The organism is Fulvimarina pelagi HTCC2506, from assembly GCF_000153705.1.
Classification (GTDB): domain Bacteria; phylum Pseudomonadota; class Alphaproteobacteria; order Rhizobiales; family Rhizobiaceae; genus Fulvimarina; species Fulvimarina pelagi.
The window spans coordinates 1,198,746-1,215,852 of record NZ_DS022272.1; the positions used below are offsets into that span (position 1 = coordinate 1,198,746).

19 protein-coding genes are annotated in these 17,107 nt (G+C 59.5%); 5 read left to right on the plus strand and 14 right to left on the minus strand.

What is annotated here, in order from left to right; genetic code table 11:
• Window positions 1–121: 121 nt before the first annotated feature.
• Together hfq and hflX are read left to right on the plus strand one after the other, a co-directional pair.
• The gene (gene hfq / locus FP2506_RS05610; protein WP_007066440.1) at window positions 122–364 is read left to right on the plus strand and encodes an RNA chaperone Hfq; all 243 of its coding nucleotides are present in this window, start codon (window positions 122–124) and stop codon (window positions 362–364) included.
• Window positions 365–1,744, plus strand: a complete 1,380-nt coding sequence (gene hflX / locus FP2506_RS05615) for a GTPase HflX (RefSeq protein WP_007066441.1) — start codon at window positions 365–367, stop codon at window positions 1,742–1,744.
• A gap of 120 nt (window positions 1,745–1,864) precedes the next feature.
• Here the strand turns inward: hflX and FP2506_RS05620 are convergent, their stop codons facing one another.
• From FP2506_RS05620 to FP2506_RS05635, 4 genes are all read right to left on the minus strand, one after another.
• Complete coding sequence (locus tag FP2506_RS05620; RefSeq protein WP_007066442.1) at window positions 1,865–3,391, minus strand: DEAD/DEAH box helicase; 1,527 nt, start codon at window positions 3,389–3,391, stop codon at window positions 1,865–1,867.
• A gap of 211 nt (window positions 3,392–3,602) precedes the next feature.
• Window positions 3,603–4,232 (minus strand): hypothetical protein, encoded by a 630-nt coding sequence (locus FP2506_RS05625; RefSeq protein ID WP_007066443.1) that lies wholly within the window; start codon window positions 4,230–4,232, stop codon window positions 3,603–3,605.
• 93 nt (window positions 4,233–4,325) lie between these two features.
• Window positions 4,326–6,314: a DNA topoisomerase IV subunit B gene (parE, locus tag FP2506_RS05630; RefSeq protein WP_425277088.1), complete on the minus strand. Its 1,989-nt coding sequence runs from the start codon at window positions 6,312–6,314 to the stop codon at window positions 4,326–4,328.
• A gap of 311 nt (window positions 6,315–6,625) precedes the next feature.
• A complete protein-coding gene (locus FP2506_RS05635; protein WP_007066445.1) occupies window positions 6,626–6,814 on the minus strand; it encodes a DUF2735 domain-containing protein in 189 nt (62 codons plus the stop codon).
• 389 nt (window positions 6,815–7,203) lie between these two features.
• Between FP2506_RS05635 and FP2506_RS05640 the strand changes: the two genes are divergently transcribed.
• On the plus strand, window positions 7,204–8,250 hold the full coding sequence (locus FP2506_RS05640; protein ID WP_007066446.1) for a glutamine synthetase beta-grasp domain-containing protein: 1,047 nt from the start codon (window positions 7,204–7,206) through the stop codon (window positions 8,248–8,250).
• A gap of 206 nt (window positions 8,251–8,456) precedes the next feature.
• Here the strand turns inward: FP2506_RS05640 and glnA are convergent, their stop codons facing one another.
• On the minus strand, window positions 8,457–9,866 hold the full coding sequence (glnA, locus tag FP2506_RS05645; protein ID WP_007066447.1) for a type I glutamate--ammonia ligase: 1,410 nt from the start codon (window positions 9,864–9,866) through the stop codon (window positions 8,457–8,459).
• A gap of 64 nt (window positions 9,867–9,930) precedes the next feature.
• A complete protein-coding gene (locus FP2506_RS05650) occupies window positions 9,931–10,269 on the minus strand; it encodes a P-II family nitrogen regulator (RefSeq protein WP_007066448.1) in 339 nt (112 codons plus the stop codon).
• Window positions 10,270–10,543: 274 nt separating this feature from the next.
• On the opposite strand from FP2506_RS05650, the gene FP2506_RS05655 reads away from it, so the two are divergent.
• Window positions 10,544–12,088: an NAD(P)H-hydrate dehydratase gene (locus FP2506_RS05655; protein ID WP_244404124.1), complete on the plus strand. Its 1,545-nt coding sequence runs from the start codon at window positions 10,544–10,546 to the stop codon at window positions 12,086–12,088.
• Between the two features lie 173 nt (window positions 12,089–12,261).
• Window positions 12,262–13,395 (plus strand): transporter substrate-binding domain-containing protein, encoded by a 1,134-nt coding sequence (locus FP2506_RS05660; RefSeq protein WP_007066450.1) that lies wholly within the window; start codon window positions 12,262–12,264, stop codon window positions 13,393–13,395.
• Window positions 13,396–13,431: 36 nt separating this feature from the next.
• Here the strand turns inward: FP2506_RS05660 and FP2506_RS05665 are convergent, their stop codons facing one another.
• The 8 genes from FP2506_RS05665 to FP2506_RS05700 all read right to left on the minus strand — a co-directional run bounded on the left by FP2506_RS05665 (window position 13,432) and on the right by FP2506_RS05700 (window position 16,876).
• On the minus strand, window positions 13,432–13,704 hold the full coding sequence (locus FP2506_RS05665) for a DUF7218 family protein (protein ID WP_007066451.1): 273 nt from the start codon (window positions 13,702–13,704) through the stop codon (window positions 13,432–13,434).
• A gap of 31 nt (window positions 13,705–13,735) precedes the next feature.
• Window positions 13,736–14,134, minus strand: a complete 399-nt coding sequence (locus tag FP2506_RS05670) for a hypothetical protein (RefSeq protein WP_007066452.1) — start codon at window positions 14,132–14,134, stop codon at window positions 13,736–13,738.
• A 92-nt stretch (window positions 14,135–14,226) separates the two neighbouring features.
• The gene (locus FP2506_RS05675) at window positions 14,227–14,469 is read right to left on the minus strand and encodes a hypothetical protein (RefSeq protein ID WP_007066453.1); all 243 of its coding nucleotides are present in this window, start codon (window positions 14,467–14,469) and stop codon (window positions 14,227–14,229) included.
• Window positions 14,470–14,511: 42 nt separating this feature from the next.
• Complete coding sequence (locus FP2506_RS05680; protein ID WP_007066454.1) at window positions 14,512–14,964, minus strand: host attachment family protein; 453 nt, start codon at window positions 14,962–14,964, stop codon at window positions 14,512–14,514.
• Window positions 14,965–15,029: 65 nt separating this feature from the next.
• Complete coding sequence (locus tag FP2506_RS05685) at window positions 15,030–15,377, minus strand: hypothetical protein (protein ID WP_148227478.1); 348 nt, start codon at window positions 15,375–15,377, stop codon at window positions 15,030–15,032.
• A 93-nt stretch (window positions 15,378–15,470) separates the two neighbouring features.
• The gene (locus tag FP2506_RS05690) at window positions 15,471–15,854 is read right to left on the minus strand and encodes an ElaB/YgaM/YqjD family protein (protein WP_007066456.1); all 384 of its coding nucleotides are present in this window, start codon (window positions 15,852–15,854) and stop codon (window positions 15,471–15,473) included.
• Between the two features lie 240 nt (window positions 15,855–16,094).
• A complete protein-coding gene (locus FP2506_RS05695) occupies window positions 16,095–16,646 on the minus strand; it encodes a sigma-70 family RNA polymerase sigma factor (protein ID WP_007066457.1) in 552 nt (183 codons plus the stop codon).
• Complete coding sequence (locus FP2506_RS05700) at window positions 16,643–16,876, minus strand: NepR family anti-sigma factor (RefSeq protein WP_007066458.1); 234 nt, start codon at window positions 16,874–16,876, stop codon at window positions 16,643–16,645. Before FP2506_RS05700 ends, FP2506_RS05695 begins: the two co-directional genes overlap by 4 nt.
• Between the last annotated feature and the right edge of the window lie 231 nt (window positions 16,877–17,107).

Consider the following 17,107-nt stretch of genomic DNA (forward strand, 5'->3'; position numbering starts at 1 on the left):
CTCATGTACTCAAGGACAGTCCGCCTGCCGTTGATCAGCAGGCGACGGCATGCAAGCTTAGTCTCCGCCCGGGGCCATCAGGCCCTCAACTAACGATAACAAAAGGATGGCGCAGGAAGTCATGGCTGAACGCTCTCAGAATCTGCAGGATCTCTTTCTCAATACCGTTCGCAAGCAGAAGATTTCGCTGACCATCTTTCTCGTGAACGGGGTCAAGCTGACGGGCGTCGTCACCTCCTTCGACAATTTTTGCGTCCTCTTGCGACGCGACGGCCATTCGCAACTCGTCTACAAGCACGCTATATCCACCATCATGCCGGCGCAGCCGGTGTCACTCTACGACGGCGACGATGGGAAGGCCTGATTGGCGGAATATAGCGGTATCGGTCCCAAGGGACCGATAGAACACAAGGCGGATCCGACGCGAAGCGCGGTCTATGTCCCGGTCTTCAAGGATACCGGCCCGAAAGAGCCCGGCTCCAACCTCGAAGTGCGACGCTCGCCCGACGCCAAGCTCGAAGAGGCATTGGGTCTCGCGGCGGCGATCCAGCTGGAGATCGTCGACAGCGGGATCATCACGCAGCGCGCGCCGCGGCCTGCCACGCTCATCGGCCAGGGCAAGGTCGAGGAGCTGAAGGGCGTCGTCGTGGCCGAGGAGATCGGTCTCGTGATCATCGATCATCCGCTGACGCCGGTGCAGCAGCGCAATCTCGAACGCGAGCTCAATGCCAAGGTCCTCGACCGAACGGCCTTGATCCTCGAAATTTTCGGCGAGCGTGCACGGACGAAGGAGGGTCGGCTCCAGGTCGAACTCGCCCATCTCAACTATCAACGCGGCCGTCTGGTGCGGTCGTGGACCCATCTGGAGCGCCAGCGCGGCGGTGCCGGCTTTCTCGGCGGCCCCGGCGAGACGCAGATCGAGGCCGACCGACGCCAGCTTCAATCGAAAATTAAGGCGCTCGAAGTCGAACTTGAAAAGGTGCGCAGCACGCGCCAGCTCCATCGCGCCAAGCGCCGCAAGCGGCCCCATCCAATCGTCGCGCTCGTCGGCTACACGAATGCCGGCAAGTCGACCCTTTTTAACCGGATGACCGGCGCCGACGTCTTCGCCCAGAACCTGCTCTTCGCGACCCTCGATCCGACCATGCGGCGCACGACGCTCGCCCACGGTACAGAGATTTTGTTCTCCGATACCGTCGGCTTCATCTCCGAATTGCCGACCCATCTCGTCGCCGCCTTCCGCGCGACACTTGAAGAGGTGATCGAGGCCGACATCATCCTGCACATCCGCGACGTGTCGGACCCGGACAGCCTGGCCCAGGCGGAGGACGTCAGGCAAATCTTGCGCGATCTGGAGATCGATGCGGACGATACCGACCATGTCGTCGAGGTCTGGAACAAGATCGACCGTGTCGATGGCTCGGAACGCGAGCGGATCGAGACATTGGCGGCGAACGAAGCCGAGAAGGAACGCCCGCATGTCGTCTCGGCCTGGACGGGCGAGGGGATCGAGGCTCTGCTCGCCGATATCGAACGCCGGATCGCCGGCAAGATCGCCGAACTCGCCGTCACGCTCGATCCGGACGGTCTGCGCTATCTCTCGTGGATCTACGAGAACGCCTCGGTGCTCGACCGAGAGGATCTGGAGGACGGTTCGATCCATCTGCAGATCAAGGTGACCGAACAGGGCGCCAGCGAACTGGTGCGTCTCAAGGCCGCCGGAGAGGGCATCCAGTTCGGGTGATGGGCCGGTGCCGCGATGCGTGAGCACGGGGCTCCAGTCGGCTGCGCATCATCCTTCAAAAGAAAAAGCGCCGGTCGCGTAGACGACCGGCACTTTTTCTTTTTCGAAGCTTTCTGCCGGTCAGGTGCCGGTCGCGATCAGCATGAAGGCCGGTATGTCGTCGCCGAAGCCGACCATGGTATTGCTGTCATCCCGGGAGGAACGTCCGCGACCGCCACGTCCGCCCCGTTCGCCGGAGCGCGAGCGCGATCCGTTATGGGCGCGCGAATTCGGCTTGCGGGCGTTGTCATTTTGCTGGATGGCGACGGCTTCCACGGTATCCTCGGTCTCGGTTTCGTCGTTCTGGGGCTTTGGATCATCCGCCTTCGCGGCGACGTCGTCCTGCTGCTGCTGGTCGTCCTTGTCTGCCCCGCCGCGCGAGCGGCCCTTGCGGTTGCGGCCACCGCGCCCCGATCCGCCACGTGAGCGAGACCGGCGATCGCCTTCGCCCTCGTCGCTTTCGGTCACCTCAACCTTTGACAGATCGCCGTCGAGCCACTCGATTTCAGTGCCGATCAGTTTCTTGATTGCGTCGAGATGCTTGGTTTCGGATTTCGTGACAAGCGTGAAGGCCTTGCCGGAGCGTCCCGCGCGACCGGTTCGACCGATGCGGTGGACGTAATCCTCGGCGTGGATCGGCACATCGAAATTGAAGACGTGGCTGACAGCCGGAATATCGAGGCCGCGCGCCGCGACATCGGAAGCGACGAGAAGCTGGAGCTTGTCCTCGCGGAAATTGTGCAGCATCGTCATGCGGGCCCGCTGGTCCATATCGCCATGCAGCGCACCGGCGGAGAATCCATGCTTTTCGAGACTGCGGAAGAGGGTCGAGACGTCGCGCTTTCGATTGCAGAAGATGATCGCATTTGTGACATCTTCGTTCGCGCGCAGGAGGTCGCGTAAGCGTGCGCGTTTGTCGTAGTCCTTCGCGCCGGATGCGACCAATCGCTGTTCCACGGTGAGAGCGGCCGAAGCAGGCTTGGCGACTTCGACCCGAACCGGATTCTGCAGGAACTGCTGCGTCAGCTTCGTGATTTCGGGCGGCATCGTCGCCGAGAAGAAAAGGGTCTGCCGGGTGAAGGGGAGAAGCTTGCAGATGCGCTCGATATCCGGGATGAAACCCATGTCGAGCATCCGGTCAGCCTCGTCGATTACTAGGATTTCGACGCCCGTCAAAAGCAGTTTGCCGCGCTCGAAATGATCGAGCAGGCGGCCGGGTGTCGCGATCAGCACATCGCAGCCGCGGTCCAGCTTCTTATCCTGCTCCTCGAAGGACATACCGCCGATGAGGAGCGCGACATTAAGTTTCTGTTCCTTGCCGTAGCGGGCGAAGCTCTCCTCGACTTGCGCCGCCAGTTCGCGCGTCGGTTCGATAATGAGCGTGCGAGGCATGCGTGCGCGGGCACGACCCTTTTCCAGCATCGTCAGCATGGGAAGCACGAAAGAAGCGGTCTTACCCGTACCGGTCTGCGCAATCCCAAGTACGTCCCGACGCTCAAGCGCGTGCGGAATTGCTTCCGCCTGAATGGGCGTCGGCTGGGTGTAGCCGGTCGCTTCAACTGCGGCCAAGACTTTCGCGCTTAAGCCGAGTTCGGAAAAGGTGGTCAAATCGACAATACTCTCGATACGTCTGGAGATGCAGGGAACAGTAAGCTTTCAAGCGGCGCGATAGAGCGCCCCTTTCACCAAGTCAACTGCAGAGCCCACATAAAGGTTAGTTCTCGCAGTTTGTAGTCCCTGGAAGCAAGAAATCCACGACGGCATTTGTGTTCTGAGACTTCCGCCGTAGCATTTCTTCGCGATTTCCCTTATTGCCTGATCAATTGGTGGCGAAACCAAAATCGTAGGATCCGTCCGGCTGCACCCGTAATTCGTAGGTTTCGGCGATTTCTCCATCGAGCGGCACGATCTCGAAGAAGAGAGTGAGCGAGCCTTCCTGACCTTCGGCTGGCTCGTCGGCTGTGTATCCCACAACCGCGCCGCCAAGTGCCGCGACTTCGTCAACCTTGATCGAGCGGGTGATCTGCGCGCCGGTTGGAGAAGGTGCGATCTGCTGAATGAAGAACTGGGATTTGGCTGGATCGGCCGGGTCGCGTGCCATTACAGCACGCCAGATGCCATTGCGGTCGCCCTCTCGCCAGGGCCCGACCACCTGAACGTCTTCGACCAGGGGCGAGAGCGTACCGACGACTTGGGCGACGCTATCGGACCCAATGGTCTGAGACTGGGCTGCGGCAGGGGCCGCGTCCTCAGCCGCCTCCGGTGCGGCTGCGGGCTCATCGGACGGAATTGTAGCGTCGCTCGGTGCTGTCGCCTCAGGCGTCTGCGCAGGCGAGACCTGATCTGGCGCGACGTTCTCGGCCGGCGTTTCGTTGCCTTGCGCCAGAACCGGCACCGCGCAAATCATCAGGCTCGAAGCGAGGCAGAGTTTCGCAGAAAGGTGTCGCATGGCTATCCTTTGTGGGAACACGTGTGTTCGATGTACCGATGCCTGATGTAATGCGTCATCGTGATTCATCGACCTCGGACGGCCAACGCGAACTTAGATATCGAGATCGTCGACGAAGGCCGAGCGTTCCTGAATGAAGCGGAATCGCAGATCGGGCTTGTTGCCCATAAGCGCATCAACGGCACCGGAGGTTCCGGCCTCGGGAGCTTCGTCCATGACGACCTGAAGCAGCGTGCGCTTCTTCGGATCCATGGTCGTTTCCTTGAGCTGTCCGGGAAGCATCTCACCAAGGCCTTTGAAGCGCGAAACCTCCACCTTTCCCTTGCCTTTGAACTCCCTCTCAACAAGGCGTTCGCGATGCCGGTCGTCCCTCGCATAGGCGGTCTTGCCGCCCTGGGTGAGCTTGTAGAGCGGCGGTACGGCCAGATAGAGATGACCGCCGCGAATGAGCTCCGGCATCTCGCGATAGAAGAACGTGATGAGCAGCGAGGCGATGTGAGCGCCGTCGACATCAGCGTCCGTCATTACGATCACCCGCTCGTAGCGAAGATCGGCATCTCGATATTTCGAACCGGTGCCGCAACCGAGCGCCTGAATGAGATCCGCAAGCTGCTGATTTGCGCCAAGCTTTTCGCGCCCGGCACTTGCCACGTTCAGAATTTTGCCGCGCAAGGGGAGGATCGCCTGCGTCTTCCGGTCGCGCGCCTGCTTGGCCGAACCGCCCGCCGAGTCGCCCTCGACGATGAAGAGTTCGGCTCCCGCGGCACCCGACTGGGAGCAGTCGGCGAGTTTGCCCGGAAGGCGCAGCTTGCGCGTCGCACTCTTACGGCTAACCTCCTTTTCCTGACGCCGCCGCAGCCGCTCGTCAGCACGGTCGAGCACCCAGTCTATCAGCCGTGCCGCATCCTGCGGCGAGGAGGCGAGCCAAATGTCGAAGGAGTCCCGGATCGACTGCTCGACGATCCGTTGAGCTTCGGAGGTCGCCAGCCGATCCTTCGTTTGACCGACGAATTCCGGCTCGCGGATGAAGACCGAGAGCATGCCCGAAGCCGTCGACATCACGTCGTCGCCAGTGATCACCGAAGCGCGTTTGTTGCCGGAGAGCTCAGCAAAAGCCTTGAGGCCGCGCAAAAGAACAGCGCGTAGCCCGTTCTCGTGGGTGCCGCCCTCAGGCGTCGGGATAGTATTGCAGTAGGAGCGGATCGAGCCGTCGTCTGGCGTCCAGGCGACTGCCCATTCGACGGCGCCGTGCCCAGACACTTTCTCTGTACGACCGGCGAAGATCTGCGAGGTGATCCGATCTTTGCCGATGGAATTGTCGAGGTAATCCTTGAGGCCGCCGGGGAAGTGGAACGTCTCGCGAGCAGGGATCGGGCTCTCTGTGCCAAGCAGTGCAGGGTCGCATTGCCAGCGGATCTCGACTCCACCGAAAAGATAGGCTTTGGACCGAGCCATGCGAAAGAGGCGGGTCGGCTCGAAACGTGCATGTTCGCCGAAAATCTGCGGGTCGGGCCGGAAGCGGACCCGAGTGCCACGACGATTTTGCGTTTCGCCGACGGTCTCAAGTTCGGTGACGGCCTTGCCGCGTGCATACTCCTGCCGGTAGAGCTTGCGGTTCCGCGCTACCTCGACCTCGAGCTTTTCCGATAGCGCGTTGACTACGGAAACGCCGACGCCGTGCAGACCGCCGGAAGTCTCGTAGACCTTTGAATCGAATTTGCCGCCCGCATGCAGCGTCGTCAGGATAATCTCGAGGGCGGACTTATCCTTGAAACGCGGATGCGGATCAATCGGAATGCCGCGGCCGTTGTCGCTGACCGTGCAGAAGCCGTCCGTATCAAGCGAAACTTCTATGAAATTGGCGTGTCCTGCAGTCGCTTCGTCCATCGAGTTGTCGATGACTTCGGCAAAAAGGTGATGTAGCGCCTTGGCGTCCGTGCCGCCGACATACATACCCGGACGGCGCCGAACCGGTTCGAGACCTTCCAAGACCTCGATGTCGGCAGCGGTGTAGTCGCCGCCGAACGGACGCGGATCGGTCTCGGCTGCTTTGCGCGGCTTGGGCGTGCGCTGCGGCGGCATCTTACGAGCGGCATTACCCGAAAAAAGATCGTCGCTCATTGAAACCTACCCACGCGCGGAAGGCCCTCCGCGTCCCGTTGCGGGGTAGCGCTAAGCATGAGACTCCTGTCGAGGCGGGCTGCAACCATGCCTCTCGGGTACACTTTCACGTATTGTTCTTCAAGCGCCGCAAGGCAACAGGCGACGGCAAACGCGCCGCATGAAACCGATTTCCACCGATTTCATGCAAGTCAAAGCCATGCTTTGGAAGTTCAGTAGAGATTGTCTGACGATTAACAGCCGGTCCCGCCTACCGTATGAAGCGTCGAATATCAGTTGCGTCCAGTTTCCTCAGCAATCGCTTCTGCGTGATAGGCTGCACGCCAGTCGAATTGACTGACTGTTTGCGGGACCTGTTTTTCGCTGGGCCATGCGCGTGGTTGCTGGTTCTTCATTCCGGAACGGCCGCCAACAGGAAACTGGTAAATCGTCGCCGACTGCGTTTCGAAGCCCGTGGCCATGATTGATCTCCTGCTTCGTTCTGCCGTTCTTGGGGCCGCTCCAGGCGGCCAACATTTTCAGTTCGGGTTGCTCATATAGTGACCAATTTGCCTGAAAAAAATGCACATGCACAGGCATCTTTGAAACGAACACGTCTGTTGAGGCCCTTTCTGAGCACGCGTCACGTAAACGTGATGGCCGTGCACGGCGCCAAGTGCCCGGTTACCTGGACGCGATTATTCCTCATTCGACGTGATGTTTCACCTCCGGTTCGGCATCCAGTCAGTAAATGCATCGCGCTTGGCACGGATGTTGCAAACGCGAAGGCGAGCCGCGCAGGACCAAGCCGAGACAATTTCGGCCTGACGCGACGGACTGCTTTCCGGATGCCCCTCTCAGGAGATGATCGATGACGAAATACAAGCTCGAATATATCTGGCTCGACGGCTACACCCCCGTCCCAAACCTCCGCGGCAAGACCCAGATCAAGAGCTTCGACGATTTCCCCACGCTGGAACAGCTGCCGCTCTGGGGCTTCGACGGGTCGTCCACTCAGCAGGCGGAAGGACATAGCTCGGACTGTGTGCTGAAGCCTGTCGCCGTCTATCCTGATCCGGCCCGCAGGGACGGCGTCCTCGTGATGTGCGAAGTCATGATGCCGGACGGTACGACACCGCACGTTTCGAACAAGCGTGCGACGATCCTCGACGACGAGGGTGCCTGGTTCGGCTTCGAGCAGGAATACTTCTTCTACAAAAACGGCCGTCCGCTGGGTTTCCCGGAGCAGGGCTATCCCGAGCCGCAGGGTAAGTACTACACCGGCGTCGGTTATTCGGCCGTCGGGGATATCGCCCGCACGATCGTCGAGGAGCATCTCGATCTGTGCCTTGCGGCCGGTATCAACCACGAAGGCATCAACGCGGAAGTCGCAAAGGGCCAGTGGGAATTTCAGATTTTCGGCAAAGGCTCCAAGAAGGCAGCCGACGAGATGTGGATGGCACGCTACCTCCTGCAGCGCCTTACCGAAAAGTATTGCATCGACATCGAGTACCACTGCAAGCCGTTAGGCGACACCGACTGGAACGGCTCGGGCATGCACGCCAACTTCTCGACGAAGTACATGCGCGAAGTCGGTGGTAAAGAATATTTTGAAAGCCTCATGGGTGCATTCGAGCAGAACCTCGAAGACCATATCGCCGTCTACGGTCCGGACAACCACATGCGCCTCACCGGCAAGCATGAGACCGCTCCATGGAACAAGTTCAGCTATGGTGTCGCCGACCGCGGCGCCTCGGTTCGTGTGCCGCATTCCTTCGTAAACAATGGCTACAAGGGCTATCTCGAGGATCGCCGTCCGAATTCTCAGGGCGACCCCTACCAGATCGCCTCCCAAATTCTGAAAACGATCGCCGAGGTCGAGGAAAGAACGGAAGGCGGCATCTCCGTCGCCGCCTGATCGAGCCGAACACTTTCACGCCGAAGGGCCGGTATCCGCAAGGTGCCGGCCCTTTCTGTGTCTTTACCGATGAGAGCAGTCTTAAGGAGAAGGTTTTCGATCCAGCTTCACCGTGCGATGTCGCAATCGTGCGGAATATGAAAAAGGGGCGCCCGTAGGCACCCCTTTGAACTTTGTCGATTTGGCGCGTAGCCGCGCGGGTTGTCTCAGACCGAGTAGTACATCTCGAATTCGACCGGGTGCGGGGTCATCTCGAAACGCTCGACTTCTTCCATCTTAAGCTCGACATAGGCGTCAATCTGATCGTCGTCGAAGACGCCGCCGGCCTTCAGGAAGTCGCGGTCGCTGTCCAGACTCTCAAGCGCTTCGCGCAAGCTGCGGCAGACGGTGGGTATCTCCTTCAGTTCCTCCGGCGGCAGGTCGTAGAGATCCTTGTCCATGGCTGCGCCTGGATGAATCTTGTTCTTGATGCCGTCGAGACCCGCCATCAGCATGGCGGAGAAAGCGAGATAGGGGTTCGCCGTTGGATCCGGGAACCGGACCTCGACACGCTTAGCCTTCGGCGACTGGCCGAACGGAATACGACAGGAAGCGGAGCGGTTGCGCGCCGAATAGGCGAGCAGCACCGGTGCCTCGTAACCCGGCACCAGGCGTTTGTAGGAGTTGGTCGAAGGGTTGGTAAAGGCGTTCAGCGTGCGGGCATGCTTGATGATGCCGCCGATGTAATGAAGGCAGCTTTCTGACAGGCCTGCATACTCATCGCCCGCGAAGGTCGGCTTCGAGTCCTTCCAGATCGACTGGTGGACGTGCATGCCCGTCCCGTTGTCGCCGTAAACCGGCTTCGGCATGAAAGTGGCCGTCTTTCCGTAGGCGTTTGCGACCTGATGGATGACGTACTTGTAGATCTGCAGCTTGTCGGCGTTGCGGGTGAGGGTGTCGAACTTAATGCCGAGCTCGTGCTGGGCAGCCGCCACCTCGTGATGATGCTTTTCGACCGAAACGCCCATCTCGGCCATCACCGTGAGCATTTCCGAGCGCATGTCTTGGGCACTGTCGATGGGCGGAACCGGGAAATAGCCGCCCTTGGTGCGCGGGCGATGACCGAGGTTACCGGTCTCGTATTCGGTGTCGTCGTTCGACGGCAGTTCGGTACAATCGAGCTTGAAACCGGTATTGTACGGATCAGTCTTATAGCGGACGTCGTCGAAGACGAAGAACTCGGCTTCCGGTCCGAAAAAGGCGGTGTCGCCGATGCCTGACTGGGAGAGATAGGCCTCGGCCTTCTTGGCCGTTGTGCGCGGATCGCGATTGTAGGCCTCGCCCGAGATCGGATCGAGGATGTCGCAGGTGATCGCCATCGTCGACTGAGCGAAGAACGGGTCCATATGCGCCGTCTCGGGGTCGGGCATCATGACCATGTCGGATTCGTTGATCGCCTTCCAGCCAGAGATCGAGGATCCGTCGAACATCGTGCCTTCCGAGAACAGGTCCTCGTCCACCTGCGAGATGTCCATGGTGACGTGCTGCAACTTCCCCTTTGGATCGGAGAAGCGAAGGTCGACGAACTTCACGTCGTTGTCCTTGATCTGCTTCAAAATTTCATTGGCATCCGTCATGACGGTCCTTCCCGGTTGATATGCAGTGTTTTGATTTGTTCGAAGCCAGGGTGAGGGCTTCGTGTCAGATCGCGTCCGTGCCGGCTTCACCGGTGCGGATACGGATGGCTTCCTCGATATTCGACACGAAGATCTTGCCGTCGCCGATCCGGCCGGTCTGCGCGGCCTTACGGATCGCTTCGACGGCAGTCGCGACCACGTCGTCGCCAAGGACGAGTTCGACCTTCACCTTGGGTAGGAAGTCGACGACGTATTCGGCGCCTCGATAGAGTTCGGTATGTCCCTTCTGACGGCCGAACCCTTTCGCCTCGGTCACGGTAATGCCCTGGAGACCAACCTCCTGCAGCGCCTCCTTGACCTCATCGAGCTTGAACGGCTTGATGATCGCCTCGACCTTCTTCATCGAACTTCCCCTGTCTCTCTGGTCCCCGACCCGGGCATTCGGCCCGACGAACCGCTGCAATGCAGGCTACGTGCCAGCACGGGTCGTGGAAACCTGCGGGCGGAGAAATAGTTTTCGAAGCGGCGAGTGCCAGTTCCCGTATGCGGATTTCGAAGTCCAGTTCGCTGCTTTCTCCCGGCAAGGCGAACCAAGCACCTCCTCGCTTCTGGCGTCACGCCTATTTTCGCGACATTTGCACATTGAGAAGATGATTAGATATCGGGCAAGATGAACAATGAATAAGCAATTGCCCATGGAGTGGCGGCGCTTTCACACGCTCCTTACACCGGACGAGATGGGGCAGGCCGACCGGATCACGATCAGGCGTGGCGTTTCCGGCTTCGTGCTTATGAAAGCTGCCGGTAACCGGGTAGCAGAAGCTGCTCTCAAGATGATCGGTGATATCGGAACCGGCGGGACGTGCCGGATCGCATGCCTCGGCGGGCCCGGAAACAATGGTGGTGACGCCTTCGTCGCAGCCGAACTCCTTCGGCGGAGTGGGCATTCCGTCGTCGTCCATACGCTCAGCAAGCCTGAATGCCTTTCGGGCGACGCGGCTCTCGCAGCGGGTTATTACGAGGGCACCGTTGAACCACTCGATACGTTCGAGCCGGAAAAAACTGATCTCGTCATCGACGGTCTGCTCGGCGCCGGCCTGTCGAGGCCAATCGAGGGAGATGTCGCAGCTCTGATCGCAAGGACGAACACTGCGGCGCCTCGACTACTGGCGATTGATCTGCCCTCCGGCGTGTCCGGCAAGAGCGGCGCCATCCTCGGCGATGCATTCCAAGCCGAAAGGACCGTATCGTTCTTCCGCGCCAAGCCCGGGCATTTCCTGGAGCCGGGGCGAACCCGATGTGGGTCCGTCGACATCCGACAAATCGGGATCGAGGCGAATGTCCTCGATACGATCAGACCGAAAGCTTTCCTGAACCAGCCTGAGCTTTGGCGATTGCAATTGAACCTTCCGGCCGGTGCGGGGCACAAATACGATCGCGGCCATGCGGTCGTCTTTTCAGGACCGGCCTTGAAGACTGGTGCGGCGCGCCTTGCCGCGAACGCCGCCCTGCGCGCCGGCGCAGGACTTGTGACGTTGTTGTCGCCGCCTAACGCGATCCTGGTGAATGCATCCCATCTGACTGCCGTCATGCTGAGGAAATGCGAGGGGTCCGGCGATCTCGGCGAAATCCTTGTTGACCATCGTTTCAACGCCTTCGTCTTGGGTCCCGGCTTCGGAACGGGAGAACGAGTGCGCGATTACGCGCGTCTCGTGCTGGAGGCCGGACGTGCACTTGTCCTAGACGCTGACGGCATCAGCGCCTTCAGCGATGTACGGAACATCCTCTTCGACAATGAAAAGCAGCCTTCCGAAGGGGAGGGCGTCCGACTGGTCCTGACGCCGCATGCGGGCGAATTCGCGCGCCTCTTCCCCGACATCGCAGAGGCCGACCGGCTGTCGAAACTGGACCGCGCACGACAGGCTGCAGAGCGGGCGAACGCGGTTATTGTCCTGAAAGGGCGAGACACCGTGATCGCCTCGCCGGACGGGCGCGCGGTAATCAATGCGAACGGCACGCCGTGGTTGGCGACTGCCGGAACTGGCGACGTCCTGAGCGGGATCATCGCGGCGCAGCTTGCACAGGGCATGCCGGCCTTCGAAGCGGCAGCGGCAGGTGTCTGGATGCATGGCCGAGCCGCAGAGCTTTTCGGTCCCGGGCTGACCGCGGAGGAACTTGCGGGTCAATTGCCGCGCGTGTTCGTGGAATTGATGGAAGCCTGATCATGCGTTCGGCCTGATCGCCGATTTCGAGTGTCTAAACAAAGGTGAAACACGGTTGCAGGCCGAGCCACGCCGTTGCGGTAGACGCTCTTTATGCTAGGCTTGCAGGCATGATCAGCCAGACATTGTCACTACGCTCGCCCGGAAGATCAAAGTTCCGGTTCCCTCTCTTCATGCTCCTTCTTGGACTTTCGGTCGTCGGTCTCGCGCAAGCACAAGAAAACGGAACATCCGGCCGCGTTGCGCCCGCCGGAACGCCTGTAGGCGAAGCGACCGAATCCGTTGCCGCAAGTAACGGGCCAGACGTTTCGCAGCCCTTCGTCGTCGCTACAAGAGAAGCGCCGCCCTTTGCCATGAAGGACGGAAACGGCGAATGGACCGGTCTTTCGATCTGGCTTTGGGAGCGAATAGCCGCTGATCTCGACATCGAATACCAACTGGAAGAGACCGATCTTGCTTCGATGATCGAGGGGGTTGCCGATGGCCGCTATGAATCATCGATCGCTGCGATGACGATCACACCAAGCCGAGAACAGCTGGTCGACTTTTCTCATCCCTTCTACTCCACCGGCTTCGGGATAGCTGTCGAACGCGGCGGCGGATCCTGGATTTCAAGCCTCGCTGCGATCTTTACCTGGGGTTTCATCCAGGCGGTTCTTGCTCTCGCGGCCCTCCTAGCTGGCATCGGCGTCCTCTTCTGGCTTGCCGAGCGGCGAGCGAACCCAGACGAATTCGGCGGCAACCCAATCAAGGGCATCGGCTCGGGCTTCTGGTTTTCGGCCGTCACGATGACGACCGTAGGTTATGGAGATAAGGCGCCGAGGACGATCGCGGGCCGCGTCATCGCACTGATCTGGATGTTCGGAGCGATTTTGATCATCTCTACGTTCACCGGCATGATCGCCTCGGCGTTGACGACGAACCGGCTCGCGACCACGGTCGAAGGGCCTGACGATCTTGCCGGCGTATCGGTCGGGTCGATCGGCGGATCGTCCAGCGACGAATGGCTTGGGAATTCCCGGGTGTCATTCATGGGCTACGAGTCCGTGCAATCGGGTCTCACAGCGCTGGCGCGGGGGCGGATGGACGCATTTGTCTACGACAAGCCGCTGCTCCAGTACCGCATCAAGAATGAGTTCGCGGATGATCTGGAGGTTCTGCCCGGAGCATATGGCCGTCAAGATTACGGCATCGCTTTACCCCAAGGCTCGGATTTGCGTGAACCGGTCAATCAAGCGCTGCTCAACGTTATCGAGAGCGAGGAATGGGCCGACCGTGTTTTCGCCGCGCTCGGCGCATTGGAATGAGGAAACGGCGGCATGAACACCGCAGGTCAGGCCCACCTAACTGTTGCGCAGCGCGCGGATCAGTTCGTCCTTCTTCATATCCGAGCGTCCATCGATGTCGAGTTCCTGCGCACGCTCGTAAAGTTCGTCTCGCGTCCACTCCTCGTAGGGGGATGCCTCTCCGCCCTTCTTTGAGGGCTCCATATCTGGATTGGCCTTCGCGTTTGAGATTGCGGCGGCCTTCCCCTTGGAATAGCCCTGATCCCGGAGGTCCTCATAAAGATCAGGCGCCTTGAGCGACGGATTTTTCTCAGTGTCCTTACGCGCCATGTGGCACTCTCCGTGTAAGCCGTTTTCCTATTTATTCCGGCTCCCGCGTACCGGCGGCGTCCGGGCCGCCAAGGCTGCGCTCGTCGTCGGGCGAACGGGCATCAGCACGTCCAGCAGGATCCATGCCGACGCCTTCGGCGGTCGCGTAGGTATGGCCCCCGTCCGCGAGCAGCCCAAGCGCTTCGTTTATCTGCATCTCGATAGCAGACATTTCGTCGCCGCGATCAGCATTCTCACGGACACCGATTCGGTTGCGCAATTCTTCGAGGCGTCTCTGCCGATCTTCGATTGGCATGGTCTGATTGTTCAGAATATCGTCGATCTCGTCTTGGGTCACCGGCTGGGTGATGCCGGGATTGTCGGCATCGCCCCCTACGGCTTGGTCAACCGGAACGATATCAGCTTCAGTGCGGGTTGGGTGATCTGACATTGAACGCATCCTTGTTGGGTAAGGCTGTTCGTTAAACTCACGGCGATGACGCCGGTTTCACGAATGGTGTAGCCTATTTCCGAAGGCTGCTTCTAACCGCCGCCGCTTCCGGTGTCGGCCTCGGGCGCCACCATCTCGCTCTCTTGTTCTGAAACGCTCTGGGCAGGCGCTGCGCCTTCAGCTTCAAGTTCCGGAGAAGTCCCAGGCTGGGACGATCCGAAGCCTCCCATGAAAACTGCCACCAGAGCGGCTACAGCCAATGCGGCGATGAGAATAACAAGGACGCGCGTCCCAGAACCGCCCTGACGTACATCCTTCGGGTCGTGTTGAGACATGACTCTTCGTCCTTTCAATGAGTTTGGCCGGAGCGTCCTCGTTTAGTGTGTCAGTATATCTTCGATTTTGCCCAATGGATGATTTGTAAGATCCTTTGGTATCTCACCGACCACGCGATCAGCCACTTCCTTGTGAAGATGGTCCCGCAATTCGCCAAGTGTTGAAGGCGAAGCAACAAGCGCAATGCGCTCGAATCGATGCCGGATCGCCATCTTATAGAGAATATCAGCCAGATCAGAAGCGAAGCGGTCCTTCGCAAGTTCGTGCCAGTCGGTATCCTCGAAGGCAGAACGATGGGGGTTGGACGCGCCACCGTCACCGGCGCGGCCTCGCCGATTTGCACTTTGCTCAGCGTCCGAGGGGTTCTCTTGCTCTTCGACGCGCTGGATCTCGAAATTTGGGAGTTCTGCATCGCCTAGGTTCTTGAGGAAAAGTGCCTTCTCACCGTCGGCGACGAGCACCCAGGTTTGATAGCCGATCTCAACGGGATCCATGGATAATCTCCCTTATCAAAGTGAAGGGGCGCGTATGACACGCGCCCCGATGAACCTCTACAATCCTATTCGTCCTCGTTCTGAAGCATACGCCAGATGCCGAAGCCGACGATCGCTATCAACGGTGTCAGCAAGGCTGCCGCCTTCCGTTTGCGCGCCATCGCAAAGATCTTCGGGAGGTTCGAAAGCGCAGTGGTACCAGCGACCGACGCTATATCTCGTTTCATCCGGTCCTGGACCCGTTTTTCGGGCGTGCGCCTCACAACGAGGGTGGTGATCCAGAGAAGAAGAATGACACCCAAGCACAAACCAGACGCGATCAATGCCGCGTTGAGAGCTCCGATCTGCGCTGCAACGTAAACGAAGAGAGCCGTGATCAGGAATGCGAGGAGGAGCACAGCGAAAATCGCCATGATCGCGTAAAGCGTCGCGAGTCGTTTAAGCCTCGCGACATACGTTCCAAGTTCGCCTTGGAAGATTTTCGCAATAAGAAACCACATGGGCGCTTAGTGGAAGATGCGTGCGTACAGGTAACCGATAGCTGCTGCTATAAGAACGCTCTTGATCGGTTCGTCGCGGATACGATCACTTATCTGATCTTCCAAGTCGTCCGCTGCTTCCTGAGCCTGTTGCAAGTAGCGCTCGCCCTTCGCCTTGTATTCGTCGCGCATCGCAGTTGCCTGTGTACGCGCGCTATTCGAACGGTTCTGCGCCATCGACTTCAACGATTCGGCAACACCGGAAACGTCTTCACGCAACTTCTGAATTTGTGCCTCAAGTTCCTCGCGATCGCCACGTTTGGCGGTCGTGCCAGCTGTAGTTGACGAAGTCGCCGAACCGGAAGCGGAGCCGGCGCCTAGCGTCGAAGAAGAGGTGGTGTCCGATGCCATGGGATGCCTTTCTAGTCTGCTGTCCGCACAAGCGGATGCGCGGTGATGTCTCGGAGTCGAAACAGCGCAATGGCAAGAATGTTCCAGCGTTTCAGAGGTGCATTGGACACCGAACACAGGCACTCCAAGGAAGCGCCGCTCGCCTTGCTACGCGCGGGTACGCACCTCATGTGAACGGCTGGCGACCGGCAGTATTGCCGGCTTCCGACCGTCAACAATGATGGCGTTCGAATGTTCGGCTCAAGCCGCCGGTGCTACGCCTATGATCTGCGACGCGATTGAATCGGGTCCGTACTCGCCGTCGCCCTCGATTTCGAGGATTTGACCGATGCGTGTGCGGGCGCGCGATACGCGACTCTTGATCGTCCCGACTGCGCAGTGACAAATGTCTGCCGCTTCCTCGTAGGAAAAGCCGGACGCGCCGATCAGGATGAGCGCCTCGCGCTGATCGTCAGGCAGCATGTCGAGAGCCTTGCGGAAATCCTGAAGGTCGAGATGGCCCTGCTGCTCGGGATGTCCTGCAAGCTGCATGGCATGAACGCCATCGACGTCCTGCACCTCGCGCCCCTTTTTGCGCATCTGTGTATAGAACTCGTTGCGCAGTATCGTGAACAACCATGCCTTGAGATTGGTGCCGGGCTGGAAGGTATGCTGTTTGTCCCAAGCCTTTACCAAGGTCTCCTGGACGAGGTCGTCTGCGCGGTCGAAAGAGCCGGCGAGCGATGCTGCGAACGCACGCAAGTTCGGGATCACCTGGATGAGTTCCCGGCGAAAATCGGTCTCCGTGGTCATTCGACCTCCTCTTTGTCCGATTTCCGTTTCTTTTCGCCTTCGGCCTGATCGAGCTGCTCAAGGAGGGAAAGGAAGCGATCCGGTACCGGTTCGCTGGCGACATCGTTATAATAGGCTTTCAGTCGGTCGCCTATAGCACTGGGCAGCGCAAAGCTCATTTCGGAATCTCGCTTTTTCTCCGAGGCTTCATTGGCACCCGGTCCGTCCTTTTCGGCTTTGCGTGTGTCCATGTCTGGTCCCGGCATGTCTCTCATATGGTCAATTCGTTCGCGAATTCGAGGGTGCTTTGGCCTTAGCGGCCTGCTCTGTCCCGTTTCGACGGTTGCAAGGAGGGCTTCTGCGAGAAGGGTCCTACGCTAGGCCGTATTCTGGGCGGGACATATAAGCGGATCGTAAATGCTCAAGGGGAGCCGACTTGTCCCATCGATTCTATCCGCGTGGCGAAGATCGTATTGGCCGTG